The sequence below is a fragment of the Falsiruegeria sp. JB4-1 genome (assembly GCF_055693495.1).
Genome location: NZ_JBVFTZ010000001.1, coordinates 3,086,087 through 3,112,169, shown reverse-complemented (window position 1 = coordinate 3,112,169; position 26,083 = coordinate 3,086,087). Strand labels below are relative to the sequence as shown.

Sequence of the window (26,083 nt, the reverse complement as noted above, 5' to 3'; positions counted from 1 at the left end):
AGCGTATTAGGCACATTGGAGCGGTTAAACATAACTCAGGAAGTGTGTTTTGAACCCAAACCAACCCATTCATTCTACTCACTTGACCTGATCGGGTTCATGGTCTCTGCAAAGAGTGTCAGAAAACCACTGGCTGTTATGTTCAGACGAACACGTTGCGGAGATCCATGATGACCGAGTTTGATTGGCATTCTGGCGATATTGATCGGGAAACTCCCGTCACTCAGAATTATAAGTCAACTCAGAACGTTCGACGTTTCATGAGATCGCAATGCGGTGACAATTTCAAATTTGATCGGTCATTTATGTTTTGGATTAAGAATGGCGATCCAAAGACCATGGGCGACGTGGCTGATGAGTGGATCAACCGATGCTCGTGAGAGGCTGTTGATGGTAGCAGCGACCCCTTGCAACGGCAGCATCGCCCGCTCAGCGAATTTTGGTTGAAGAACAGAGGAATAGCTGCGGTGGCGCTCCCGCCCTTCGTTGACGCCTGGACGGCGTCGCCTCTGGTTGGGCCGCGCGCCGCGCTGTCGCACGGCGCGGTTGCGCCTTGGGTCAACAATTGCGAGCGGTTTCCAGGCTTTGGCGTCCGGTGAAAGCTCCTAGGTCGCTTTGTTGCCAACCTTGAGCGCTATGGCGGACCGAGATGATGCGGCGCCAGTCGCCTGACGCAAGGATAAGTTCTGGTGTCCCACCGCACTCGCGCAAGCCGCCTGAGATGAAATCTTGGCCAATTCGGTGGTTGGTCAAGCCGGGGAGGGTGGCAACCTCGGTCAGTGTGCCGTCCCTGTACCGCCAGATGCGCAGTGTTTTGGCCAGATGGGGGCGGTCGACATAGGCGATTTCGACATGGCCATCGCCATCCAGATCACTGATCCCTGCCGGGGCCAGCCAACGGTTGCGGGTGCCGATATGGGGAGTGGAGGCGATCTTTTGGCCGGTCAGATCATAAACAGCCAGTTGCGCGCCGGTTTGGGCCTGGCTTTCGATGGTGACGATTTCGGGCACCTCGTCGCCGTCCAGATCGGCAAGCCGGGGAGCAAGGTCCTCAAACACGCGGTCCTGGGGGAGGCGCACAGTCACGGTCTGACCGGCTGACCGGATCACCAATGCGCCGTACTCCACGTCGTCTCCCAACACACCATGAGGATAACGCCGGGTCGGCTCGTCATATTCGGCAGTGACTGCTGGTTGTGTGGTTTGTGACGTAGCCGCTTGCGACAGTGGCCACAGACACAAAGCCAAAACCGCGCCGCGGATGGGCGCGGGCCAGGGGCGCGACGGGTGGCGCGGCGCCCCTCGCAGCATCAGATCTGTTTCTCGGGCATTTGAACGATCAGGCCGTCCAGCGCATCGGTCACTTTGACCTGGCAGGTCAGGCGCGAGCGGGCGGCGTCGGGCTCGAAAGCAAAGTCCAGCATGTCCTCTTCCATGTCATCCTTGGCGGGCAGCTTCTCGACCCAGTCGGGGTGGACATAGACGTGGCAGGTCGAGCAGGCACAGGCGCCGCCGCAATCTGCCTCGATGCCGGGAATGTTGTTGTCCCGTGCGCCTTCCATCACGGTCAGGCCGTTGGCGACGTTGACGGTATGCTCTTTGCCACCGTGCTCGATGTAAGTGATCTTTGCCATTGCTCACGTCTTCCTTTGCGATGTTCCGCGAACTCCTTAGACAAGGGACATGGGTGATGCCAGTGTCATTTGCGACCCAGCATGGCGCGTCTGGACTTTCGTAGCGTATGTTCTATCTTTGTTCCGAATTGTGATCCAAAAAACAAGGCAGGGCCGTGATGTTCGTGACGCCGATTCATCAAAGCAACACAGCAGGCAACTGGCCACGCCCACCTGCCTGCCTGGTGGCAACCCGGTTGGAGGAGCCGCCCGAGGGCGCGCGGATCACGGTGGCGGGGCTGGTGATCCTGCGACAAAGACCCGGAACCGCCAAGGGGGTGATCTTTCTCACGCTCGAAGATGAAACTGGTGTGGTCAATATCGTGGTCTGGCGCAAGATCTACGAACGATTCCGCCGAGCTGTCATTGCTGGGCGGCTCTTGCGGGTGACGGGCCGGATGCAGCGGGCTCATTCTGTCACCCATGTGATCGCCGAGGAGATTGAGGACATCTCGCCCATGCTGGATCAGTTGCTGGCCCAACAGGCATCTTTCTGACATGCCATGATGTCTCCCTTTGCGTGGAGAACACTTTTGCGATAAGATTTCCGCAAAAGCCCACAGAGGCACGAGCATGAGCCAGTTTCGAACTATCCTAGGCGCACTTGCGCTTACAGGCCTTTGGGCTTGTTCTTCTGCTGTGCCGGATCTGGCGGCGCTGAGTGAACCCGAGGTTACACGCTTCAATGCTCAAGCCCCACCGGGTGCGGCCCCGGACACTTGTTGGGGTAAGGATGTAATGCCTGCCGTCATCGAAACCGTTACCAATCAGGTCATGCTGCAGCTAAGCCGAAGTGCTTGCAGACGGTACAGTCCAGCAACCCGCGATGTTCAAAACCGAAACCCAGCAACAGATCGTTCGCCCCCGGCAGGAAACCTGGTTTCAGACACCCTGCGCGGACGAAATGACGCCTGAATTTGTCTCGTCGGTTCAACGCGCCTTGGCTGCGCGCTATCTCTATCGCGGCCCAATCAATGGCGAGATGGACGCCCGCACGCGCGCCGCAGTGCGCCGCTATCAAAAGCCCGAGGGTTTGGATTCGGGCATCCTAAGTCTGGCTGCTGCTCGCAAACTGGGGTTGGTTGCCATTGAGCTTGATGGCGTCGAGTCAGACTTGGAACCGGACAAAGTCCAGCAGGACGATATCTGAATCTGCAAGGGATGACCCTCACAGTATTATTTTCGATTGAACAGGGTGTCCTGCGCCTGTTTGCTGCGATGATCACCGCGTAACTCGATTTTCAGGGATTGACCCGCCTGCACGCCGGGGCGGTCTCCGATCTGCTCCAGCCAGCGCGCGAAATGCGGTTTGTCGTCCAGTGTCTGTTGCTGACCTTCCCACAAACATGCCCAAGGCCAGATCGCCATATCCGCAATAGAATAGAAATCACCGCCAACGTATTCGTTGTCGGCCAGACGTCGATCCAACACGCCATAAAGCCGAGCAACCTCGGCGCGATAGCGGTCCTTGGGATAGGGCAGGTCCTGTGGTGGGTCCATATTGGGCGCGTACTTCAGAAAGTGATGCGCTTGCCCCGCCATCGGACCAACGCCGCCCATCTGCCACATGAGCCATTGTTCGACAGCAAGGCGGTCCCGCTCGGTTTCACCATAGAACCGCCCGGTTTTGCGCGCCAAGTACATCAGGATCGCCCCGCTTTCAAAAAGCGAGACCGGCTCTCCTTCAGGGCCATCTGGGTCGATGATGGCGGGCATCCGGTTGTTGGGGGCGATTTCAAGGAATTCGGGTTTGAACTGATCGCCTTTGCCGATGTTGATCAAGTGCAGATTGTAGGGCAACCCCATCTCTTCGAGCGCGATAGACACCTTCCACCCGTTAGGTGTTGGCCAATAAAAAAGGTCAATCGGTTCCGGCATGTTTTTCCCTCAGGTCCTTGCGTTGCCTCATTGGGGCAGCGTTCAGAGATGGATCATGAGGTATTCTGGGCAATCGGCAAAGGGGGATAATAGCGGGGCATTGCGAACAATCGCGACCAACGGGCAGCTGTGTGGTCTGGCAGAGCTTCACGCAAAGCTGCCTGTGACAATTGCTCATCGTCATAAAGCAGCCTTTCATAAAGGTTAAAAACACCGGGTCGAATGTAGCTGGACCAATGGCAAATGCGGCGTTTGGAAGGGGCGATCGAGATGCCCAATCCCGCCAACGCGCGCAGGCAATCATTGCAATCCAGTTGCAGGGTCACAGCGTTCGGTGCCTCAATCCCAAGTCCGATCGCTCTGTCATTTCGGGCCTGCGGCGGAATCAGCCTTTCAAAGAGGAAATCGAACAAGTCGTTTTCGCGAGTGGCAACGTTAATGAATTCTGTTGCTTGCCCGGCTTTGCTCGACAAGGCATGCCGAACCCTTGCTTGATAAGCGGCGCCGGTCATTGAAATCACACGGTTCAAGTCGCCTGGCTCCAAATGAAAAAGAGCCTCTAGCGCAAGCTCGATACCAAGAGAATGCCCGATGAAATGGATATGGCGGTTCGGGTTTTCACGCTTGAGACCGAGGATCACTTTGGCCATAGCCCGACCAGCCTCTAGGGCTCGGCTGCGAGCGGTCCATAAAGTTCCCGTCGCATTCCAACCAAACGCGATAGCCAAACGATTTGATTGATCAACGCCGAGGGCGTTTGGCCAGCTGACAACCCGTTTATGCATGTTTCTGGGATTTGACGAAAAAACCAGTTGATGAGGGCAATCGTTCCGAGCGTGTGGCCGATAGGTAAACCCATGGGTCATGATGACCACTGGCCCGGGAATATTTCGCGTCTGCCTTAAAGCGCAATCCACCGGTTGTGGGCTGTCATGCAATGTTGGTTGCGCTCTGTTTGCGTCGATCCGAAGTATCGTCATCCAGTTGCCTCGATCCAGATGTGCACGGTCTCCTTCGCATGACGCTATGACCATTCGATGAAGCCGCAGTTACAGCTCCGTGACGGTCGGTGTTGCCGAGGCTCTTTGAATGCAGCTGTAGCAGGCTTGACGCAGAGGGATGTCAGGCGTAAACGCAGGGCACGAGCTACGTGGCGATTTGTTACCGGATTGCGGGCCACGCTAAACAACACCGCTAAAAGGTCAGGATGAAAGCCCCCTTTCGCTTGACCGCGTTAGGGGTTTTTTATTTTGAGCTTTCCGCCGGAAAGCATGGAAAGGAACGATGACATGAGCGAGAGCTGGAACAAGCGCACCCAGGCCGTCCATGGCGGTGTGCGCCGCAGCCAATACAACGAAGTCAGCGAGGCTATCTTTCTGACCCAGGGGTTCGTCTATGAAAACGCGGAAGCCGCCGAGGCGCGGTTCATCGAATGCGGTGAGGATGAGTTCATCTATGCCCGTTATGGCAACCCCACCGTGTCGATGTTTGAACAACGCATTGCGGCGCTTGAGGGCGGCGAGGATGCCTTTGCCACTGCCTCTGGCATGGCCGCCGTCAACGGCGCGCTGACCTCGATGCTGAAGGCTGGCGATCACGTGGTTTCGGCCAAGGCATTGTTTGGCTCGTGCCTCTACATCCTGGAGAACATCCTGGCCCGCTATGGTGTCGAGGTGACTTTTGTCGACGGCACCAACCTGACAGAGTGGGAGGCGGCGATCCGTCCTGACACCAAGGCGGTGTTCTTCGAATCTATGTCAAATCCCACGCTCGAGGTGATTGACATCGAAGCGGTGGCAAAGCTTGCCCATGCGGTTGGTGCGACCGTAATCGTCGACAACGTCTTCTCGACGCCGGTGTTTTCACGAGCGATCGAGCAAGGCGCCGACGTGGTGGTATATTCGGCGACAAAGCACATCGACGGCCAGGGCCGTGCGCTGGGCGGGGTGATTATTGGCACCAAGGAGTTCATCCGCGGCACGGTCGAACCCTATCTCAAGCACACCGGCGGGGCGCTCAGCCCGTTCAACGCCTGGGTCATGCTCAAGGGTATTGAAACCATGGCGCTGCGCGTGAACGCCCAGGCGGCTACAGCGCAGAAGATCGCAGAGGCGCTCGAAGGACACGCGGCGCTGGAGCGTACCTTGTATCCGGGTTTGGCGACCCATGCGCAGAACGATCTGGTGCAGCGCCAGCTGGGTGGCAAGGGTGGCACGGTCTTGTCGCTGGACATCAACGGCGGCAAGGAAGGTGCGTTTGCGTTTCTGAATGCGCTAAAAATCCCGGTGATTTCCAATAATCTCGGTGACGCCAAGTCCATCGTGACCCACCCGGCCACGACCACGCACCAACGCCTGAGCGAAGATCAGCGCGATGAGCTGGGCATCACTCCGGGCCTGATCCGGTTCTCGGTCGGTTTGGAAGATGCGGATGACTTGCTGGCAGATGTGCGTCAAGCATTGGATAGCCTGCGGGCATGATGCCCGGTTGGGCTGACAAGTCAGAACTCGAGAGGCTCCCGCGCCCGTGCAGACCTGACTACGTCAGCCCCGCTAACGGCCTTGGGCCGGGCGCCTCGCCTTCGGCTCGGCGCGGTTTCGTTCGGACGAAATGTTTCAACTCGCACAGCGTTATGGAACGACTTATCCAGTGAACTCGGCACTGACTGCCGAGCGAAGCGAGGCCCGGCTCAACGGGAGGAGTGCATCTTTGATGCACGTACGATGGGCGGGAGCCTCCCGAATTTACGCGCCACGGTGCCTATTTGCAGATCGGTAATTCCAACGGTGGGTGTTTGGGCAGGGACTGACGCCACTGATTGATCACCGGCTGCAAGGTGCGTTTGGGCCAGAACCTAGGTGCGCCGATGGATTTCAGGCAGGCTGCGTTCCAATAGAGCCCCGCACCGGACACCGATCTGCCCTTTTTCACAGCTTTGGCGACGGCGTTGATGTCCTTCCCTTCGGGATAAATATACAGCGTCGTTGGGTTGCCTTCGGTCAGGGCCAGGATGTCACGCGATTCCGCTGGCGACCAGGTCGTACACCCGTTGCTGCGCCCACCGGTGTAGTTCACTAGCCTGCCATAGGGAACATAGCCTTCTTTGTCTGCATGAGGGCTTTGTGGGTTCTTGAACCGGCACTGCCACTTGAGAAACACCGCTGGATGCCCTCCGATGGCGCGTTCGCGGGCATTTGAAGTCTCTCCCTCGCCATCAAACAGCAGGAATGTGCGATAGAACGGTTTCCGCTGTCCGGACTGAGTGTAATACCCTTTGAACGAGGTTCGGGTTTCCGCCGTCACATAGGCCCCGCCCATCGTCAGCTTGGAACCTTCGGCGTTGCTGAAATTCCTGGCGCATTGCCGCCCGTTGGAAAAATTAGCTTTTTGCAACTTGCGCCCATTGCCATAGCCAGACGACACCGCCTGGAACGTCCGATTGCCCTCGCAGATCACATAGAACCGCCGTCCGGGCCGACCGCTTACCGTGCTGGGACGGGTGGCGTCCTTGGCCAGATAGCAAGGGTTGCTTATCTCTCCCCGCCGACGCTTTTCGTAATAGAGCACCCGCGCACGGCTCAGAACCACGGGGGCGATCTGCCCCTCGCCTGTGCCCATGTGTTTGCGCAGCCAGCTCAGGAATCTCCGAACTTTGCGCAAACGCTTGCGTTGAAAGAACACCCGCCATCGGGATCAGGATCATTGCTGCAATGGCGAGACGACGTGAATGTGACAACATTGGCACATCTCCTGCTTGATCGACCTCGGCTTTAGTATAGCACGGCTTGCACAGATCAGACGTGGAAAAGTCAGCGATGGCAGCAATCAGCCCAAAGCAGGCACTCATCGTGCTAACTCAGGTGTGAAACTGGTTTTCGCTTCAACGGCAATGACAGAGAACACCCGAAGCCTGACAAATTTGCGCTCGGCAGTACATTTCATGCTAGAGTTTTGCAGTTCTGGAAGCTCTGTGTGATGCAGCCAATGACCGATCTGTAGAAGCTGAGGTGCACCCAATGAGTTTGGTTGTGCCGAACCATAAGGAGGTCAAAGTAGTAGGCTTGGTTGTCACATTTCGGGGCGTGTAGCCTGGCAATTTCGAGAATGGTTAAGGCAAGCCCTGCAATTGGGGATCAATTACAGCGCTTTTGCGAAAGCCTAGTTCTTTCCCTCGGGAATATGATGCAAAATGAACTACTTATGTCTAGATTGCGGAAGCCGTTTCAACGGTGTTTCCATTGTAGTTTAGCTACCTATGGCAGCACCATCTCCTCGGGGATCAGCACCACCTTCTAAGAAGCCGGTTTCGCGGTTTATTCTTATTGCTTGCGCATGGCCAAGATTGTCGTTGAAATCATATTGGACTTTAACGGGCTGACCTCTGTGAAGGAGTTCGCGAGCAACCTGTGCCCCGACGCGGGCTTCGATAGATAGATCGCTGACTGAAGTACCCCATGTGCGCCCCATCAACCAACGCGGCGATTCGATTGCCTGTTGAACATCATAACCAAAATCTACAATTCTGCTGACGATGGCCGCATGTGTTTGAGGCTGGCCCTCTCCGCCCATGGATCCGTACACCAGATATGGCGCGCCATCCTTAAACAGCATGGCCGGGATCAGTGTGTGGAAGGTCTTTTTCCCCGGCTCCAGCCGGTTGACGCTGGTATCATCCAGCGCAAAGAACGACCCACGGTTCTGCATGATGATACCGGTGTCGCCTGCGACAAAGCCGCTACCAAAGTCGTGATAGATCGATTCAATGATCGAAACTGCCAGTCCGTCGCTGTCCACCGCACAGAAATAGCAGGTATCACCGGCGGCCCCCTCGACAGGTGCGGCCGCATCATGTTTCAGCCCCGGAGGAACCTCACCCATGACGGCGGCTTTCTTGGGGTCGATCATCTTGCGGCGCTCGGCGGCGTAGTCCTTGCTCAGCAACGTTTCTAGCGGGATATCGACATACTTGGGATCGCTCAGCCACTCATTCCGGTCCGCCAGCGCCAGTTTGGTCGCCTCGGCCATGAAATGATAATAGTCAGCGGTGTTGTCGCCCCAGGATTTGACGTCATAGCCTTCGATGATGTTCAAAAGCTGAAGCGCGGCAAATCCCTGAGTGTTCGGAGGGAATTCATAGACCGTGTGTCCGCGGTAATCGACCGAAATGGGCGACACCCATTCGGCGCGATAATTGGCCAGGTCTTCGGCCCGCAAAGGTGAATCCGCCGCCGCCAGCGCGTCGCACATCACCTGAGCGGTTTCCCCCTCGTAGAACCCCTTGCGCGCCCCATCACGGGCCAGACGCTCAAAGCTGTCGGCCAGATGCGGCAGCACCATGCGGTCACCGTCTTTTGGCGCCTCACCATCAGTCAGAAAAGTCTCAGCCGACAGCGGGTATTGGGTCAGCACCGGCACATCCGTATGTGCCCAGTCCGACAGGGACCGGCTGACCGGGAACCCGTTGCGGGCATAGTGGATAGCGTCTTCGAACAGCTCGGCCCAGGGCAGTTTGCCGTGGCGTTCGTGGGCTTCGCGCCAACCGTCCACAGCCCCCGGAACCGTCAGGGCGGCCAGGGGACCACGCGAGGGGATGACATCAGTGTGGCCGCGTTCCCGGTAGTAGTCGCGCGTTGCCAGCTTGGCCGAGGGGCCGCTGGCGTTCAACGCCTGAACGCCGCCCTTTGCCGGGTCGTGGATCAGCATGAAGCTGTCGCCGCCCAGCCCTGCCATGTGGGGGTAGACAACGCACAATACGGCGTTTGCGGCAATCACAGCATCCACCGCGCTGCCGCCCTGGCGCAGCATTCGTTCACCCGCAGCCGAGGCCAGGACATGCGACGTGGCAACCATGCCGCGCGTGCCATAGGTCGGAGGGCGGCCGGTTCTGGGTCCGTTGGGATGGCTCATTTCATTCTCCTTCAGGATGGGCAGGCAGTGCCGCCCATGTATCACGACCGGTTTCAGGAACTCTGACGGAAGCGCAGCACCGGAGTGATCAAACTGGCACCTAGAATGCACAGCAGACCAATCCACGTCAGGGCCGATGGACCCGAAGTGGTGCCCGCGCTGACCAGCGGAATGGACACCAGATACAAAAACAGAGGCAGGTTGGGTAACCAGGTCATAGGCTTACTCCTCAAGCGATGCTAACAAGAACAACCGTCAGCGCGCCGGTCAGGGCCGCGATGGCCAAGGTCCAGGGCAATGTCAGACGCAGGATGTCACCTTCCTTGCCAACAATACCCGTGGTGCTCGTCCCCAGAACCGCATTGGCCGGTGCGATTGCATTCCCGATGGCACCACCGGCGCTTTGCGCGGCAATAACCGAAGATTGCGGCAGGTTCTCAAGACCAGCAATGGTGCTTTGCAGCGGCGAGAACAGCACATTCGAAGCCGTGTTGCTTGACGTCATGAACGCGCCGAAGATACCGATGCCGTTGGCAAAAAAGGCAAAAACCAGCGGCGGGGTAAACGTCTGGATACCAAAGGCCAGGACTGAAGTCTGGCCGCTGTGATCCAGCACCCGGCTCATGATCAGATAGCTCACAACCGCCATCGACGTCGGAACCGCCGCCGAAACAAGTGCGGGACCAAAGCTTGGTACCTCGGCGCGCTTGGCCCAGGTCGCGAAATACCCTTTCGACCGGAACACCAGCCACGTCACCAACGCGGTGATCAGCAGGAAGAACCCCGGGTGGTTGAATGGGCGCACCGGCGAATAAGCCTCTTCAGCAGCCCGAACAACTCCGTACCCGGTTTCGATCTGCGGGAACGGCAGGCCAAAGCTGAACGCGGAGATCATGTTCGTCAGCGGCGTGATGGTCAGCATCGGAATGGCGATCGCGGCCAGCAGGACGTAGGGAAACAGTGCCATGGTCAGGCTCATGACCGGACGATCCTCGTCGCGGGTCGACGCGCTGAAGATATCGCTGCTGTCATCCATCGCCGGACGCACATCAATATCGGCAGGGATGGGATCCTGATACCGTTTCCATTTCGAAAGGGGGTAAAGTGCAAGCAGAGCGATAGTGCCGGGAACAAAGTTGCTCAGGACCGGATTAACGCCACTCAATAGCATCTGCCCACCGCCGTGAATGACAGCAATGATCACGATCATGGGCAACCCGTGCCGGATCGCAGCGCCCCGACCATAGAGCCAGGCCAGCATCAAGCCACCAGCGACGTTCACAACTCCAAGAAGAAACGCGGTTTGCAGAGCCGTCGTCAGCGGGTCTTGAATGTCCACCACCTGACTGGTTGCAATCCAACTTACGCCCAGGGTTCCGAACATGTTCGCCCAGGCGTGTCCGATCAGAGTCATTGCCACCGCATAGACGGGTCTTACACCGATTGCGACCAGGATAGGGGCGGCCACAGCAACAGGTGTACCAAAGCCCGAAATGCCTTGGAAAAAGGACGCAAACACCCAGCCAAAGCCCAGAACCAGAAACATCTCGTTCTTGCTGAAATGGACGATCTCTTTGCCAAGCGCGTCAAACGCGCCTGACATTTTCCCAAGTAAGTACAATATCATAGCAGGCCAAATGACATACAGGATATAGATGGAATCCCATGCCCCCTTGGCGCTGGCAACAGCGATATCGTTGACCGGGGTCTTAAAGGCCAACGCGGCCGTCAGCAGGGTGCATAGCACCCCAAGCGCGCCCGCTTCGGCGGCTTTCCAACGATAGAACACCAGGAGAACCAGCAGCAGGATCATGGGAAAGATCGCAAGGGACCAATGAAATAAATCTACAGGTAAGCTGGAATCCATGGATTGTTTTCCTTTGTATGCTCGCAATTAGAAGATCATGAACCCAGAGTTGAATATTGTCAAAAAGGATCAGATCGCGGCCCGTAGCCCGATTCGATCCCATAGAAAAGCTGTATGTCATGCGCATCTTTATCGCTTGCACTTGCCTGCTCAGATCAGATCAGATCAGCATCGGCTCCACCATCAACTTAGCGAAACGTTTCGATTTCCTGACGGAGCACGCGTTCTTCGCTCAAAATTTTGTCCAACTTCTTTTCGATCTCTCTGGACGTGACTGTATTCTTGTACCCCATGATGATCAGTTTGACAGATACCAGAAATACACCGGCCTCAAGGAGTAGATCTTGCGTCCAGCCCTTGACGAACAGGGCCACCAAAAAAAGAACGAATGTCAGAATAATCACAATCGCCGAAGTAAGACCGATTGGGTATTTGAAGTACATGTGTAATTCCTGTGGTTGCTCAAGCTTGGGCTGCGGGGAACAGAAGCTTGTGGTGTGTGCCGAGAGGTTGTTAGCCGAGGTACGCTCCAGAGCATACTGTGGCTGAGCTATGGTACGACGCTAGTACACCAAACATACGTGTTTCATAGCTGATGCAAAGGTGCTTTCCAATTTTCTAACCTGAGTATTGAACTCGATACCCAGGTTGATACCGTCGAAAGATCTAGTGCTTTGATGTCGAAACGAGAGCGTCGCAAGGTGGCTTTCATGGGCTCCTTGCGTCGTAAGCCTGGCAGCTTTCTCAGCGAATTTGCAAAGCCCGCTTTCCGCGAAAATCGGTCTTTCCAGCCAGTGACGCTAATGCACTCCGGTTCCTCCAAACAATGCTGCAACTTCTGCTGTCATCCGTTGTTGTCGGCCTCACATTTCCCACGGGAAACTGTCCAACCGCTCCGGCCCATCGTCAGTGATCAGCACCTGTGTCTCCAGCTTGACGCTTTCTGAACCCGCTTCGGCAATCAGGCTTTCGACGCAGATGATCTGACCCACCTCGAATTGCCCGCCATGGCTGGCCTCGAAATCGGGATGCAGCAAGACGACGGGCCATTCGTCGGCCATGCCCACGCCATGTGCGGCCAGCGAATAGCGGTAGGGTTGATAGGCGTCCGGGATCTGCCAGCTTTTGGCGTTGAACTCGGCAAAACTCAGCCCCGGTTGCATCAGCGCCATATTGTGCTCGATCTGGGAACGTGCGGCCGAATACAGCCGCTTTTGCGTGTCATTCATCTCGGCATCGCCGCAGGTCCACGACCGGCTCAGGTCGGCGCAATAGCCATACGGGCCGATCATGTCGGTGTCGAAACTGATCAACTCGCCCAGCTGGCATTCCCTGTCCGAGCATTCCTTGTACCAGGGGTTTGTGTTCGGTCCGCAGGTGAGCAGTTTTGTTTCCAGCCATTCACCGCCCGAGCGGGCATTTTCGAAATGCAGATGCGCCCACAACTCGCGCTCGGTCACGCCGGGGTCTGAGTGCTGATAGATGCGGGCCATGCCGGCCTCGCACACACGGATCGTCCAGCGCATCAGCTCGATCTCGTCTGCGGATTTGATCGAGCGGGCGATTTCGGTGATCTGGCCACCCTCGACGATCTGCACGCCGCGCGTGGTGAGCGCGGCGACGCCTTCGGGCTCCATCCGGTCCACGGCCAGCCGCATGTTGCCGCCGCCGTGGGTGCGTAGCTCGGCGGCGATCTCATCCGCCCAGGCATTCAGGCGCTCGTCGGCGCGATCACCGGCATTCATGAACATCCAGCCGATTGAGTTGCGCAGTTGGTCAATGCCGGGCAAGCCGTCGTTCAGATGTTCGCAACCTTTGAATTCGAACATGATCCCGGGCCCGCCATTCAGGATCATCACGTAGCGGATCGGGTTGTGGCTGGTCCAGACGCCCATGTTGGAACTGTCGAACGCATAGCGGATGTTGACCGGATCGTAGAGGAGCAGCCCGGCCACATCATGTTGATCCATCAGTGCGCGAAACCGCGACAGGCGATATGCTCGGGCGCGCTCCAGCACGTCAAGCGATACCGGGCTCTTGAGCGGCTTGTCGGCGCCCTCTGAATTCAGATAGGCCAGTTTGCGATCATCCTTGAACGGTGCGTTCATGATGCGCGCCCATAAAAACCGATGCGCTCTGCGTCAGAGAATTGCACGCCGGGTCGTTCGTAGAAGGAAAAGACCGAAATCACGCGCTCCTTGTTGCCAGAGACGGGGGTCACCCGATGGGCGGTGTTCTTACCCTTAAAGACATTGAGCGTTCCGGGGCTAAGCGTGATGACTTTTGATTCCGGGTCCTCGCCATTCAATAACCTGGCCACGCCGTCATAGTTTGGATCATCCTCGCTGCGCAGATCGGTGCGGTATTCGAACCCGCCGCCCTGTTCAGGCGCTTGCAACAGCAGTGTTGTGGTAAACTCGGACCGGTCAAAATGCCAGTTCAATGCCTGACCTTCCTGATACGACATGACATTTACCCGGGCCAGCGGGTCCTCCATCACGTGCAGTTCGGGCATTTCCATCGTGGCGGCTAGAAAAGTCGCAAATTCGAGCCATTCGTAAAGGCGCAGCAAAGGCGAGCCTGCGATCTGATCGGCGCACAGCGTCCGGTTCGAGGTTTGGAATTGCCGCAGGGCAGGGTGGTTATCAGGCAACCCTCCGATCGGTTTGAAATAGATGTTGTGCATCCGCTCGTGCAGGAACGCGTCCGTGGCAAAGGGGGCGGACATCGCCTCAACCGCTTGGGCCGCAACCTCTGGCAGCATCAGCGCGTCCAGGTTGAACATGCCTTCGGCATCGAGGTCGGCCTTGCAGCGGTTAACGAGAGCTTGCCATTCGGGTGTGTGGGGGCGGTCGAGGGGAAAGCGGTCAAGGTCGAGAATGTCGCGCATGGGAAACCTCTTTGGCTGGGGGTTAACAGAAACCTGCCTTTTTTACGCAAGCCTTGACCACTACGAAAAATCTTGGTGAGCATAAGGAAAACTTGAGGGCAAAATGAACCTTCCACCGCTAAACGCTTTACGCGCCTTTGAATGTGCCGCTCGTACGGGCAGTTTTTCTGCTGCGGGGGCCGAACTGGGCGTGACCGCTGCAGCCGTCAGCCTGCAGGTACGCAATCTGGAAGACTGGCTGAACCTGCAGCTTTTTGTGCGCAAGGCCAACCAGCTGCGGATCACGGATGCGGGACGCGACTATTATCAGAACGCGGCCTCGGCGCTGGCTGAGATCGCACGCTTTACTGATGCCCTAACCCAAGGTGATCAGCAGCGTCCTTATGTGATAAGTGCAACGCCTGCGTTGGCGCAGCTTTGGCTACCGCAAAGGTTGGCCGTATTTTCGCGGCTGCGACCGGATGTTCCCATTGAGTTGCGGTCCGAGGCGGAAGATCTGGATTTGGAACGTCACGGCATTGATGTGCGAATGAGTTACGGAGGCGAACTGCCGGACTATGCCAGCTATGAATTGTTCGCGGACCAGTTGGTGCCGGTTGTTGCAGGCGAGGGCAGGTTGGAGAGTTTTCGACGCATTGATGTGAACTGGGGCAGCCGAATTCTGTCGGTGCCCGGGTGGCGTCAATGGAGTGAGCATTATGACACCTCTCCATCGAACGTTGCTCCCCTGACAGCGGCGTCAGTACCAGATGCCCTGGCGCTTTGTGTCTCTGGGATCGGGGTCGCCCTGTTACCAGAAACCGTCGTGGCAGAGGCTCTCGGATCTGGGCGTGTCAGAAAATGTGATCCGCGAACGATCCAAATGCCGCGCCCGTACGTAATGATCCATGCACACTACAAAGCAAAGTCGCGAAGGCTGTTGGATTTTCAAAAGGCCTTGGCAGGGGTGACGGGGCGTTAAATGAAAAAAATTAGTGAACGATCATTAAAATTCTCGAAACAACACCTATTTGTCCCTGTACTGACGCTTTCTGATGAAAAACGACGAAATTTCCACGTTACTTTTTTGTTTGGACTGCTAAATGACGCCGAAATGGGCTAGATGTTCAAATGGCCCGTGACCGCCCTTAGATGGGTGGGACCATGCAAAGGAACCGCGCAGATGAACTTTCATACTCGTGACTTGAACGAGACCCCGGATCGCGACGACGCCGCTGCGGCGTTGGACGTGTTGCGAGCATGGGCGAAAACTGTGACCGAGGACGAGATATCGCAGCTCGATCCCAGCATAGCGCGTTTGGTTCCGGGGCGGGTTCCGGTGAACTATCCTTCGCTGTCGCGCGAGTATCCTGAGGATTTCAAAGTCGATGACGCATACAAGGCCTCGCTGCCTGACCTGCAGAACGGCCCGTCGAGCTTGATCCGTGGTGCCAAGCAACAGATCCAGCATGTGGGAATTTCGAACTTCCGACTTCCGATCCGGTTTCACCGTAAGGAAGGCGAAGATCTGACGCTAGAAACCTCGGTCACCGGGACCGTGAGCCTGGAGGCAGAGAAGAAGGGCATTAACATGTCCCGCATCATGCGCTCATTCTATAAGCACGCCGAACGAACCTTTTCGTTCGAGGTGATCGAGGCGGCGCTGGATGACTATAAAAGCGACCTGGAAAGTTTTGATGCCCGCATTCAGATGCGGTTCTCCTTCCCGGTCAAAATTGAAAGCCTGCGTTCGGGCCTGTCAGGGTATCAATACTACGACATCGCGCTGGAGCTGGTTGAACAGAACGGCGTGCGTCAGAAAATCATGCACCTGGACTATGTCTATTCCTCGACGTGCCCCTGTTCGCTGGAGCTGAGCGAGCATGCCCGGATGAGCCGCGGGCAGTTGGCGACGCCGCATTCACAACGCTCGGTGGCGCGGATTTCGGTCGTCGTAGATTGTGATGCCGATTGTTTGTGGTTCGAGGATCTGATCGCGCTCTGCCGTCGGGCGGTGCCGACTGAGACGCAGGTAATGGTCAAGCGCGAAGACGAGCAGGCCTTTGCCGAGTTGAACGCGGCCAATCCGATCTTTGTCGAAGATGCGGCGCGCTCGTTCTGTGCCGAGCTGCTGGCGGATCATCATGTCGGTGACTTTAGGATCATCGCGAGCCACCAGGAAAGCTTGCATAGCCATGACGCCGTTTCGGTTCTGACCGAGGGTCCAACGTTTGCGGCCGCCAGCTTGGACCCAAAGTTGTTCAATACACTTTTCCACGTGGGTTGAACTAAAGCCGGTGTTTAAAGTTTCTTGTCAACGGGGAGCTCTCCCGCCCTTCGTTGATGTTTCTTACGAAACATCTCCTCCCGTTGGGCCGGGCGCCGCGCTTTCGCGCGGCGCGGTGGCGTTTGTCGCTAGGGAACCACGAACTCATAAGACCTCCGGCCACTGAACTGAACCGGTACGGCACTGAGTGTTTTCAGGAAACGCTATAGAAATAGGCACATCTATTGGCAGCGTTGGGGCACAGGCAGAAAAGTGCCGTCATCTCGCATGTGCGGCATATTGTATGCTGCAAATGCGAGGTGAGCTATTATATTGAGACTGAAAGCGCCACCTGCGTGCGGCACATGCTGTAGTGACCGGATGAACTGGATTGTCATGCGAGACTCGGACAGGGCACCTTTGAACCCTTCGGCGGACAGGTCCGCACCGGATGCGGCTGCTTTCTTTGATCTTTCCTCAATGACATTGGACCTTAGAACATGACCCCTTTCTTCTATCCGATCCAAGCCCAAACGGCGGCTATTCGAATGGCAGGCTATACTCTGACAAAACAGATTGAACTGCTTCAGGCTATGTCTCGGTTGGCAACGCTGTCACCAGTTTCGCCTGAACCGGCTGCGTCGAGGACAAAACCAAAGGCCAAGTCGCCTGGTCGGACTAGCCCTGGGCGGAAAGCGGCGCCCTCCCGTGCTCCGAAGACGCCTGTCAAGTCGGCGGTAACAAAGCGCAAACCTGCGACGCTAAAGACAACACCGCGAACTCACGTTTCCAAAACAGAGAATACGTCGAAGGCTGTCGCATCGCAGTCCGCGACATCACAGGCTGTCAGTAACAAGCCAACGAAACTTTCCGGTCAAACAACGCCCAACGACAGTCAGGCAGCGAAGGTAGAAGTGAAACGAGCCCGTCGTTTACCGTCAACTCCACCCAGTATGCCGAGTGCAAAGGCAAAATCCGACACCTGAGCTGCTGCCTTCGGCTTGACAGTAACGGGCGCGCAAGCCAACCCTGCGCCTCATGTTGGATTTGCGCCCCGTAGGATATGTGATCGGATTGCTCGTCACCATACTTGGTTTGACGATGGTTTTACCGATGTTCGCCGACCTTGTCGAAGGCCGGGGAGAATGGCATGTTTTTCTGCAAAGTAGCCTGATTACAGTTCTGATCGGCGGCATGATTGCCCTCAGTTGCTCGAACGGTGTACGTCAGGGGCTCACCATTCAACAGACCTTCTTGTTGACCACGGGTGTGTGGCTTGCGTTGCCGATCTTTGGGGCGATCCCTTTCATGTTCGGTGAAACGGAATTGCGCTTTGTCGACGCGTTCTTTGAATCCATGTCCGGATTGACAACAACCGGCTCGACTGTGATTTCCGGGCTGGATCAATTGCCTCGGGGCTTGCTGTTGTGGCGGGGCCTGCTGCAGTGGCTGGGCGGGATTGGTATCATTGTTGTCGCGATGGTCTTTCTGCCCGAATTGCGGGTTGGTGGGATGCAGATCTTCCGGTCTGAAGGGTTCGACACCTTCGGTAAGATTTTGCCACGGGCTACCGAAATTTCGTCCCGTATTTCAGTCATTTATGTCACTCTTACGATGACGTGCGCGCTAAGCTATGCGGCCGTCGGAATGAGTGCTTTTGACGCCTCAATCCATGCGATGACAACCGTTGCCACCGGCGGTTTCGCAAACTACGACGCGTCGTTCGGAGCCTTCTCGGGCGGGGCGGAATACGTGGCAGTGGTGTTCATGTTGTTGGCCGCTTTGCCATTTGTTCGATTTGTTCAGATGACGTCCGGCCACACTCGACCCCTGTTCGAAGACACGCAAATCAGAACATTCCTGGGTACGGCGGTTGTACTTGTTTTGATTTTGACGGTGTGGAACCTGGCTCAGACGGGTGCCACGGGCGAACCTGCAGTCCGCAAAACCCTGTTCAATACAGTGTCGCTCATGACTGGCACCGGTTATGCCAGCGAAGACTACATGACATGGGGCGGTTTTCCGGTGACGTTGCTCTTCTTTGTCGGCTTGATTGGCGGCTGCGCTGGCTCTACCGCTTGTTCGATAAAGATATTTCGCTATCAATTGCTGTTTGCATCGATCAAGGCGCAACTTCAGCGCATTCGTTCGCCACATGGTGTGTTCACACCGCGGTATGCGGGGCGTCCCGTGGGACCGGATATCTTGAGTTCTGTCATGAGCTTCTTTGTGTTCTTCATCGTGACCATGGGAGTTGTGGCATGGGGGCTCGGATTGACCGGTCTTGACCTGACAACGTCGGTCTCAGGTGCAGCCGCAGCGCTGGCAAACATTGGTCCGGGGCTAGGAGATCAGATCGGTCCTGCCGGTAACTTTGGCGGTCTTAATGATACATCAAAATGGATACTGGTCGTCGCGATGCTGATCGGTCGACTGGAGCTACTGGCGGTCTACGCCATTCTTACCATTCAATTCTGGAGAGCTTGATGAAACGACCTTTGGGGGCGCAGATTTCCCACATGCTCAGAGACCGCGGCGTCGACGTGATCTTTGGGATTCCCGGGGTGCATAATCAGGAAATGTATCGTGGCATTGAGGAGGCGGGGATCACCCATGTTCTGGCTCGGCACGAGCAGGGGGCTGGGTTTATGGCTGACGGATATGCGCGCGCGAGCGGCAAGCCGGGGGTGGCCTATGTCATCACGGGACCGGGCCTTTGCAACATCATGACTCCTATGGGGCAGGCGTATTCCGATTCCGTTTCCATGTTGGTTCTGTCGTCTTGCCTGGACGAAACGGCTTCGCGCAAAGGGCAGTTACACCAAATGAAGGATCAGGAAGGGGCGGCTGCCACAGTTTGTGATTGGTCGCACACCGCTCATAATGCGCAGGCCGCCTATGGTTTGATCGAGCGTGCTTTTGAAGAGTTTGAAACGCAACGACCGCGACCCAAGCATATTCAGGTGCCAATCGCGCAACTTGAGGCGGCGGTAGAACCGGCGCCATTCCCGAACCAGCCCGCATTGCAGCTGCAAGCGAAGGTACCGGATATCGGTGCGGTCTTGTCTTTTTTGAACATTTCACAAAAACCTCTGTTCATTCTGGGCGGAGGCGCGCAGTCAAACCTCTGGCGCCAGATTTTGTCACAGATCGGGGCTGCCAGCCTGACAACCTATGCCGGACGCGGCATGGTGGGCGCAGGATATTCATTGGACTTTGGCGCAGGTCTTGCACGTCCTGAGAGCGCGGACATCATTGCATCAGCAGATTTGGTGATTGCCGTTGGGACGGAACTTGCCGAGGTAGATCTGTGGCGCAGTGAGTTGGGCCATACCGCAACCTTGATCAGGGTAGACATAGATCCGGCGGTCCTGGCCGATTCCCAACGGGCAGCAGTGAAGCTTCAGACAGATAGTGATAGCTTTGCTCGTGCTCTATGGGAGGCGACCGAAGCGGCAACGCCCAAAACCGGCTGGAGCGAGCAAGACGTGGCTAACACGCGCGCGCGCTGGCGATCGGAAACCGACGCCGAACGCCCGGGTATCGTGCCAGTGGTTGACGCCTTGAGGGAGGCGATGCCGACGGACACAATGATCTTCTCGGACATGACGCAATTCGCCTATGTCGCCAAAGAAGTGTGGGATATGCACCGACCCTATCATTGGCATCACCCTTACGGGTTTGGGACTCTGGGGTATGCCTTGCCTGCAGGCATTGGGGGTGCGGTTGCACGCCAAAGCAAACCTACGGCCGTGATTATCGGTGACTACGGATTGCACTATACGCTGCCCGAACTGGGGGTCGCCGTTGAACTGGGCCTTTCTTTGCCGATCATCCTTTGGGACAACGGAAAGCTCAAGGAAATCGAAGACAGTATGACACGGGCGCAAATCGCGCCAAACGCGGTGATCGCGCAGAACCCGGACTTTTGTAAATTGGCAGAGGCGTTCGGGGCTGCTGCTGTCGCCCCAACGGATTTGACCGAGATGCAGGCGGCAGTTCAATCGGCATTCAGTGCCGAAGGGCCTACGCTCATTTATCTGACACCGGACATTCTCTAGCCACCTGCGCGGCCTTTCGGCCTTGCGTCCTGCGGACGGCGGGGAAGCGTGGCACCGGGGGCGGCAAAGCCGCCCCCGGTGCCACGCCCAACAAGAGGAGATGATCCGCCAGGATCATAGACGATTGGCGGGAGTGCTGCCGCCTATTCGTGCTCTAGTTCCAGCAACTGACGAGAACTGTCATCCCACTGGCGCGTCTGGACAACTCGTTTGGCGACACATCCTGAGCCGCGCCTGCATCTGATGCTCGCATCCCTGCGGCTTGTAGAACATCGCGCAGGGCCTGAGCGTCGGCTGCAAAGCTCACACCGCGTGGCAACTGCTGCCCAGATTGGGAAGCGGGTAGCAGCATACCCACGACGGCTCCGGTTTCATCAATCACGGGTCCGTCGGCATCGCCGGACTGTGCTGACAATGCCAGACGTGAAAGCTCGGTTTCACCGCGCAATCCCTTGACGTCTGACAGCGTTCCGAAAGTTAGCGTTGGGGCACCCAAAACGCCTTCGAAGGAGTAGCCTGCGACCGTGACTTGAGATTGAAGCCGCGGCGATGAAACGCTCAATTGCGCTACTTCCATCGGGGCCAGAGCTTGTTCAGGTCTTAGCACCGCAACGCCCAGTCCAGCGTCAGAACTCACGAGTTCTGCTGTATATTCATTGTCCAGTGTAATCCGTGTGCAGGTTTCAATGGCTTCCGCAACCGTAACGACCGTCCCTTTGCCATCGACAAAAAAACCGGATCTGGACACACGCGGGCGCCTGATCTCTAAACCTGACACCAGGTCAATGTTCTGTACCGCGTCTGCACCAGCAGCAGGATCCAGAACACCTGAAGTGCGTTCGAAACTGGCTTTCATTGCCGCCAGAACCCGCGCGCGTCGCGCTTCGTCACCCTCAGGCCAAACAAGTGTGAAACCCTTGATTTCTCCGTTCTGCAAAGCAGCCTGGGTGTATGACACGATCCCGTTGCCGCGTCCCTCCAACGTGAAACGGTCCTTGCCCCTTTCTCGTGGGCCTTCAAGGGGAACGATTTCCAGCGTCTGCATGATGTCATAGAGCCCAAAGAGTGTTGCCTGATCACCGGGCTGACTGATCAGAAGAACTCGGGCGCCAAGATCCGTTGCACTGTCAAAATGAGCAAAGGGCGGTTCATATCGAGAGAACGTCACAACATCCTGCGGCAGATCCATCTCGATCCCGGCGGTGTTGTCATAATATGATCGCATCCCGGCGCTGATCAGCGGTTCATTGTACTGGTCCATCAGAGTTTTCCGCTGAGCGGTTGTCAGGATACCTGTTTGCTCGAAACCGTTGCTTAGCTGCCAGTCCGACATCGAGCGCCGAGTCCCTGGCCCATAGGCACCATCGATTGCGGCGTTGTAGAACCCAGCCGCTTGCAAGGCGATCTGCAAGTCCTTGCGTTCTTGTGCCGACAGCAGGCGTTCGCTGCGGCGGGCCTCGCTGGGGGTTTCGTCCGCAGGGGGCGGCTGCACGGCAGGTTGCGTCTGAGTGGTTTGTTCCTGGTCGTCTTCCAAGGCTGGCGCCGCGACGACACCTCTGTTCAGTACATTTGCGCCGACAGGCCAGTATTGCTGTCCAAGAGCACTGGATAGCGCGATGAAACTGTCACGCGGGATTTGACGCTCGCTGCGATAGACGCGCAGAACACGCTCGGCATCTTGGCGGGCATAAGGCCCCAAGACGATTCCATACCAATTTCCACCCAGAGAGAAGCCGTTCACATCCGGCAAGGCTCCTGCATAGATCTGGGCACGTTGCTGCGCCACTCGCAGGCTTGGGTGGGCCTCGATCTGAACCCAGACAACATCGTTATTGTTCTGCTGCGCACTCGCTGTCGTCAGGGAAAAAATTATCGCGAAAATGGTCGCGGCGAAGACTCTTATCATCGTGAGGTCTCTTGTCTTGGAAATAGGCATTTGATTGGCACCATAATCAGGAAACCTCATCAAATGCCATGCCCGACAAGGGTTGTTGATCAAGGTGTGTCGATAACACGACAGGGCCTGCGTATGCGCCGTTGACCCTTTGGGGTGAGCGGCATAGGAAAGGGCCGACGTAAAACCCCAAGCGCATGCACGCGCGCAGGAAGGGAATGCCATGACCGATCAGACCAACGCCCCGCGTTCGTTCCAAGAAATCATCCTGCGGCTCCAGACATATTGGGCCTCAAAGGGGTGCGCCATTTTGCAGCCCTACGACATGGAAGTTGGTGCTGGCACGTTCCACCCTGCAACGACACTGCGTGCTCTTGGCTCCAAGGCCTGGGCGGCAGCTTACGTGCAGCCGTCGCGCCGTCCCACCGATGGGCGCTATGGTGAAAACCCCAACCGGTTGCAGCACTACTATCAGTATCAAGTGTTGATCAAACCCAGCCCGCCGGACCTGCAGGAACTTTATCTGGGTTCGCTTCAGGCGATCGGGATCGACATGGACCTGCACGACATCCGCTTTGTCGAGGACGACTGGGAAAGCCCCACGTTGGGCGCTTGGGGTCTGGGTTGGGAAGTCTGGTGTGATGGCATGGAAGTCAGCCAATTCACCTATTTCCAACAGGTGGGCGGCCACGACTGCACGCCTGTATCCGGCGAACTGACCTATGGTCTGGAGCGCCTGGCGATGTACGTTTTAGGTATCGACCATGTGATGGACATGCCGTTCAACGATCCGCAGTCCCCCAGCCCGCTGAAGTACGGGGACATCTTCAAACAGACCGAAGAGGAATACGCCCGTTGGAACTTTGACGTGGCCAACACCGAAGTGTTGTTGCGTCACTTTGAGGAGGCCGAGGCCGAATGCGCCGCCATCTTGAGTCAGGAACATGATGATCCAAAAACCGGCAAGCGCATCATCATGGCGCACCCGGCGTATGATCAGTGCATCAAGGCCAGCCACATCTTCAACCTGCTGGATGCGCGCGGCGTGATTTCGGTTACTGAGCGCCAAGCCTACATCGGTCGGGTTCGGGCCTTGGCCAAGCAATGTGCCGATGCATTTGTGCAGACCGAGGCGGGGGTTACGCGGCCTGATGGGCCGCGTTGTGCATTTATCCAGCCAAACCGGGCAACACTGCTTTCAATCCTTCGGCAATCATGCCGATGGCGATAGCGGCCAGGATCATGCCCATCAGGCGGCTCATGATCACTCGGGCGGTGCCAGACAGGTGTTTGGCCAAGGTTGGCGCGTTCCAAAAGGTCAGCGCCAACAACGCCACCATGCCCGAAAAAACGCCGAGCATAGGCGATGGCATGCGCTGTATCCGTCACCTGATGCGAATAGACGATCAGTGTAGTGATGGTGCCGGGTCCAACCAGAATGGGAAAGGTCAACGGGTAGAAGGCCACCGTTTCGGGGGCCGGGTAGTCGGCCTTTTCCGCGTCGGTCCCATGGTGCGCGCTGCTTTCCTTGCCGCTGAGCATGTTGAGCGCCAAAAGCAAAACCACGAGGCCACCAGCCACGCGGAAGTCATCGACGCTGATGCCGAACAGATGCAGCACCTGACTGCCAGCCACGGCAAAACACCCACCCAGGATCAAGCAATAAAGCGCGGTCTTGATCGCGATCTTGCGTTGATCCGCGACCGAGGCTTCTGCGGTAACGCTCAAAAAGATCGGCAGGTTGCTGATCGGGTTCATGATTGCGAAAAGGGCGCCAAAGAATGTGATGGCAAATCCGGTATCCATGCGGGAGCGTATCCTGTTTATGCGGCTTGCGGATACCCTGTCGCATTCCACAGACGTATGAAAGGGTCGTATCCCTTTATGAAGGAGATTTAACAAATGGCGGGTAAACTGCTGGTAATCGCTTTGTTGCTGTCCACTGCAATCGCGGGTGCGGCGATCTATTATCTCCAGATTTATGGGTTTTATTACACCGTCGAAGCGCAGCCGGGGCAGGATGTGCAGCTGATGGCCCAAGACACAAACGCGCCGCAACCGATTGCCTACACCGGGTTCGAAGCGATCGACGCCGACAGCTCTCCCATTCGCTACCGTGCCTGCTTCACGACCGATCTGTCGCTGGCTGACTTGTCCGCGACCTATGTCGAATCCGACAAGACCGAGCCGAGGGTTGCGCCGGATTGGTTCGACTGTTTTGATGCGCCGACCATTGGAACAGCCATCAGCGAAGGTCGTGCGCGCACCTATCTGGCGGCCAAGAATATCCATTTTGGCGTCGACCGGGTTGTGGCAGTGACAGACGAAGGCAAGGGCTATGTCTGGCATGAATTCAATGACTGCGGCGAGAAAGCATACGATGGCACCGTGGTTGGCGAGACCTGCCCGGAACGGCCTACCAACTGATCTAAAATCAAGAGGCCGCTGTGGCAGAAGCATATGTGATACCGGATTTCATAACTGCAACGCTTGGCTTTGCGGTCTATCTGCTTGGGGCCGAGATTAACGGACGGGTAGCGGTACTCAGGCAGTTCAACATCCCGGAGCCGGTAACCGGGGGCCTGTTGGCGTCGCTCGTCGTACTGGGACTGTATCTTGGCTTCGATCTTGAGTTCGCATTCGAAATGGCGACACGAGACTTCTTGCTGGTACTGTTCTTTGCAGGCATCGGTCTGAATGCACGCCTGTCTGATCTGATCGCCGGAGGCAAGCCGCTGCTCTTGCTGTTGATCCTGACGGTGGCGACTATTCTGATCCAGAACGTCATCGGCGCGGTTGGGGCGGGCTTGTTCGGTTATCCCTGGCAATCCGGCGTCCTGTTTGGATCGGCATCCCTGATCGGTGGGCACGGCACCGCCATCGCCTGGGCCCCCGAAGTGGCAAACGCCACAGGTCTGTCCGGCGCGACCGAGTTGGGGGTGGCTGTGGCCACTCTGGGTCTTGTTTTGGCCGCATTGGTCGGCGGACCCGTCGCCAAATATCTGGTCGAGACGCACAAACTGACCCCCAGTCGCCCGGATGAAGGGCATACGATCGGTATCCCTGATGGCGAAAGCCAGAGCCAAAGCAAAATCGACCACGTTTCGGTCATGCGGGTTCTGCTGTTTCTGAACATCGCGATCATTCTGGGTTATGCCCTGTCCGAAGTGATCGAAGCGGCAGGGCTGAAGCTGCCGCTGTTTGTACCTTGCCTGATCATGGCCATCGTTATCGCCAATCTGCGCAGCGCGTTCAGGCCCAATGCCAAACCGATCTCGCGCACCCCTGCGCTTGCGATGATTTCCGAATTCGCGCTTGGTGCGTTTCTGGCGATCTCACTGATGACGCTGCAGCTGTGGACGATCGCCGAACTTGGCGCGGTGATCGCGGTAGTCATGTTCGCGCAGACGACATTCACCGTGGCCTTTGTGATCTTTGTCCTCTTCCCCGTGATGGGCAGCGGTTACCGCGCTGCAGTGCTGGCCGCGGGCTTCGGGGGCTTTGCTTTAGGCGCCACCCCCACCGCAATCGCAAATATGACCGCCGTGACCAAGCGATATGGCCCGTCGCCTATTGCCTTTATCGTGCTCCCCCTTGTATCCGCTTTCTTCGTGGATATCGCCAATGCCATCGTCATCCAGACGATTGTAAACTTCTAAGGACCGACC

At 57.0% G+C, this 26,083-nt stretch carries 25 protein-coding genes, 1 pseudogene and 1 riboswitch; of the genes and pseudogenes, 12 read left to right on the top strand and 14 right to left on the bottom strand.

Translation table 11 applies throughout. The features are described 5' to 3' along the window. The first annotated feature begins 167 nt into the window (after positions 1-167). Complete coding sequence (locus tag ACZ1HE_RS15920; RefSeq protein ID WP_472622336.1) at positions 168-380, top strand: DUF6434 domain-containing protein; 213 nt, start codon at positions 168-170, stop codon at positions 378-380. Positions 381-558: 178 nt separating this feature from the next. Here the strand turns inward: ACZ1HE_RS15920 and ACZ1HE_RS15915 are convergent, their stop codons facing one another. Together ACZ1HE_RS15915 and ACZ1HE_RS15910 are read right to left on the bottom strand one after the other, a co-directional pair. After that, a complete protein-coding gene (locus ACZ1HE_RS15915; RefSeq protein WP_472622334.1) occupies positions 559-1,311 on the bottom strand; it encodes an FG-GAP repeat domain-containing protein in 753 nt (250 codons plus the stop codon). Then, a complete protein-coding gene (locus ACZ1HE_RS15910) occupies positions 1,311-1,634 on the bottom strand; it encodes a 2Fe-2S iron-sulfur cluster-binding protein (protein ID WP_085796810.1) in 324 nt (107 codons plus the stop codon). The genes ACZ1HE_RS15915 and ACZ1HE_RS15910 overlap by 1 nt, the downstream gene beginning before the upstream one ends. 158 nt (positions 1,635-1,792) lie before the next feature. Between ACZ1HE_RS15910 and ACZ1HE_RS15905 the strand changes: the two genes are divergently transcribed. The 3 genes from ACZ1HE_RS15905 to ACZ1HE_RS15895 all read left to right on the top strand — a co-directional run bounded on the left by ACZ1HE_RS15905 (position 1,793) and on the right by ACZ1HE_RS15895 (position 2,823). Then, the gene (locus tag ACZ1HE_RS15905) at positions 1,793-2,170 is read left to right on the top strand and encodes an OB-fold nucleic acid binding domain-containing protein (protein ID WP_472622332.1); all 378 of its coding nucleotides are present in this window, start codon (positions 1,793-1,795) and stop codon (positions 2,168-2,170) included. A 76-nt stretch (positions 2,171-2,246) separates the two neighbouring features. Then, on the top strand, positions 2,247-2,588 hold the full coding sequence (locus tag ACZ1HE_RS15900) for a hypothetical protein (RefSeq protein WP_472622330.1): 342 nt from the start codon (positions 2,247-2,249) through the stop codon (positions 2,586-2,588). Next, a complete protein-coding gene (locus ACZ1HE_RS15895; RefSeq protein WP_472622328.1) occupies positions 2,578-2,823 on the top strand; it encodes a peptidoglycan-binding domain-containing protein in 246 nt (81 codons plus the stop codon). The genes ACZ1HE_RS15900 and ACZ1HE_RS15895 overlap by 11 nt, the downstream gene beginning before the upstream one ends. A gap of 26 nt (positions 2,824-2,849) precedes the next feature. Here the strand turns inward: ACZ1HE_RS15895 and ACZ1HE_RS15890 are convergent, their stop codons facing one another. Beyond that, complete coding sequence (locus ACZ1HE_RS15890; protein WP_472622326.1) at positions 2,850-3,551, bottom strand: glutathione S-transferase N-terminal domain-containing protein; 702 nt, start codon at positions 3,549-3,551, stop codon at positions 2,850-2,852. A gap of 53 nt (positions 3,552-3,604) precedes the next feature. Next, entirely contained in the window at positions 3,605-4,417 is an 813-nt protein-coding gene (locus tag ACZ1HE_RS15885; RefSeq protein WP_472622324.1) for a hypothetical protein, read from the bottom strand. 274 nt (positions 4,418-4,691) lie between these two features. Then, a riboswitch (SAM riboswitch) is annotated at positions 4,692-4,769 on the top strand. 71 nt (positions 4,770-4,840) lie between these two features. On the opposite strand from ACZ1HE_RS15885, the gene metZ reads away from it, so the two are divergent. Further along, complete coding sequence (metZ, locus tag ACZ1HE_RS15880) at positions 4,841-6,031, top strand: O-succinylhomoserine sulfhydrylase (RefSeq protein WP_472622322.1); 1,191 nt, start codon at positions 4,841-4,843, stop codon at positions 6,029-6,031. 280 nt (positions 6,032-6,311) lie between these two features. On the opposite strand, the gene ACZ1HE_RS15875 is transcribed toward metZ, so the two are convergent. From ACZ1HE_RS15875 to ACZ1HE_RS15845, 7 genes are all read right to left on the bottom strand, one after another. Then, on the bottom strand, positions 6,312-7,232 hold the full coding sequence (locus ACZ1HE_RS15875) for a hypothetical protein (RefSeq protein WP_472622320.1): 921 nt from the start codon (positions 7,230-7,232) through the stop codon (positions 6,312-6,314). A 564-nt stretch (positions 7,233-7,796) separates the two neighbouring features. Then, on the bottom strand, positions 7,797-9,458 hold the full coding sequence (gene ggt / locus ACZ1HE_RS15870) for a gamma-glutamyltransferase (protein WP_472622318.1): 1,662 nt from the start codon (positions 9,456-9,458) through the stop codon (positions 7,797-7,799). A gap of 53 nt (positions 9,459-9,511) precedes the next feature. Beyond that, positions 9,512-9,676, bottom strand: coding sequence for a hypothetical protein (locus ACZ1HE_RS15865; RefSeq protein ID WP_472622316.1), 165 nt, complete (start codon positions 9,674-9,676; stop codon positions 9,512-9,514). 11 nt (positions 9,677-9,687) lie between these two features. After that, complete coding sequence (locus ACZ1HE_RS15860) at positions 9,688-11,325, bottom strand: L-lactate permease (protein WP_472622314.1); 1,638 nt, start codon at positions 11,323-11,325, stop codon at positions 9,688-9,690. Positions 11,326-11,513: 188 nt separating this feature from the next. Continuing rightward, positions 11,514-11,768, bottom strand: coding sequence for a hypothetical protein (locus tag ACZ1HE_RS15855; RefSeq protein WP_472622312.1), 255 nt, complete (start codon positions 11,766-11,768; stop codon positions 11,514-11,516). A gap of 420 nt (positions 11,769-12,188) precedes the next feature. Next, positions 12,189-13,433 (bottom strand): M24 family metallopeptidase, encoded by a 1,245-nt coding sequence (locus ACZ1HE_RS15850; RefSeq protein ID WP_472622310.1) that lies wholly within the window; start codon positions 13,431-13,433, stop codon positions 12,189-12,191. Next, complete coding sequence (locus tag ACZ1HE_RS15845) at positions 13,430-14,215, bottom strand: HalD/BesD family halogenase (protein WP_472622308.1); 786 nt, start codon at positions 14,213-14,215, stop codon at positions 13,430-13,432. The genes ACZ1HE_RS15850 and ACZ1HE_RS15845 overlap by 4 nt, the downstream gene beginning before the upstream one ends. Before the next feature lie 103 nt (positions 14,216-14,318). Here ACZ1HE_RS15845 and ACZ1HE_RS15840 point away from each other — a divergent pair, with 103 nt between their 5' ends. The 4 genes from ACZ1HE_RS15840 (at position 14,319) to ACZ1HE_RS15825 (ending at position 20,521) form a co-directional block, all read left to right on the top strand. After that, the gene (locus ACZ1HE_RS15840; RefSeq protein ID WP_472622306.1) at positions 14,319-15,176 is read left to right on the top strand and encodes a LysR family transcriptional regulator; all 858 of its coding nucleotides are present in this window, start codon (positions 14,319-14,321) and stop codon (positions 15,174-15,176) included. Positions 15,177-15,377: 201 nt separating this feature from the next. Then, complete coding sequence (gene folE2 / locus ACZ1HE_RS15835) at positions 15,378-16,481, top strand: GTP cyclohydrolase FolE2 (RefSeq protein WP_472622304.1); 1,104 nt, start codon at positions 15,378-15,380, stop codon at positions 16,479-16,481. 1,017 nt (positions 16,482-17,498) lie between these two features. Next, positions 17,499-18,947: a TrkH family potassium uptake protein gene (locus ACZ1HE_RS15830; RefSeq protein ID WP_472622302.1), complete on the top strand. Its 1,449-nt coding sequence runs from the start codon at positions 17,499-17,501 to the stop codon at positions 18,945-18,947. Further along, complete coding sequence (locus ACZ1HE_RS15825) at positions 18,947-20,521, top strand: 5-guanidino-2-oxopentanoate decarboxylase (RefSeq protein WP_472622300.1); 1,575 nt, start codon at positions 18,947-18,949, stop codon at positions 20,519-20,521. The genes ACZ1HE_RS15830 and ACZ1HE_RS15825 overlap by 1 nt, the downstream gene beginning before the upstream one ends. A 154-nt stretch (positions 20,522-20,675) precedes the next feature. Here ACZ1HE_RS15825 and ACZ1HE_RS15820 read toward each other — a convergent pair whose 3' ends face one another. After that, positions 20,676-22,427: a serine protease gene (locus tag ACZ1HE_RS15820; protein ID WP_472622298.1), complete on the bottom strand. Its 1,752-nt coding sequence runs from the start codon at positions 22,425-22,427 to the stop codon at positions 20,676-20,678. Positions 22,428-22,638: 211 nt separating this feature from the next. Here ACZ1HE_RS15820 and ACZ1HE_RS15815 point away from each other — a divergent pair, with 211 nt between their 5' ends. Further along, a complete protein-coding gene (locus tag ACZ1HE_RS15815; protein ID WP_472622296.1) occupies positions 22,639-23,646 on the top strand; it encodes a glycine--tRNA ligase subunit alpha in 1,008 nt (335 codons plus the stop codon). Here the strand turns inward: ACZ1HE_RS15815 and ACZ1HE_RS15810 are convergent. After that, positions 23,585-23,755 (bottom strand): MarC family protein, encoded by a 171-nt coding sequence (locus ACZ1HE_RS15810; RefSeq protein ID WP_472624501.1) that lies wholly within the window; start codon positions 23,753-23,755, stop codon positions 23,585-23,587. The genes ACZ1HE_RS15815 and ACZ1HE_RS15810 overlap by 62 nt on opposite strands. Before the next feature lie 85 nt (positions 23,756-23,840). Beyond that, positions 23,841-24,173, bottom strand: a pseudogene (locus ACZ1HE_RS15805) (MarC family protein); the annotation flags it as partial. 144 nt (positions 24,174-24,317) lie between these two features. On the opposite strand from ACZ1HE_RS15805, the gene ACZ1HE_RS15800 reads away from it, so the two are divergent. Both ACZ1HE_RS15800 and gltS read left to right on the top strand, forming a co-directional pair. Then, positions 24,318-24,842 carry a DUF6446 family protein gene (locus ACZ1HE_RS15800; RefSeq protein WP_472622294.1) on the top strand — a complete coding sequence of 175 codons (525 nt, stop codon included), beginning with the start codon at positions 24,318-24,320 and terminating at the stop codon, positions 24,840-24,842. Between the two features lie 20 nt (positions 24,843-24,862). Beyond that, positions 24,863-26,074 (top strand): sodium/glutamate symporter, encoded by a 1,212-nt coding sequence (gene gltS, locus ACZ1HE_RS15795; protein WP_472622292.1) that lies wholly within the window; start codon positions 24,863-24,865, stop codon positions 26,072-26,074. Positions 26,075-26,083: the final 9 nt, after the last annotated feature.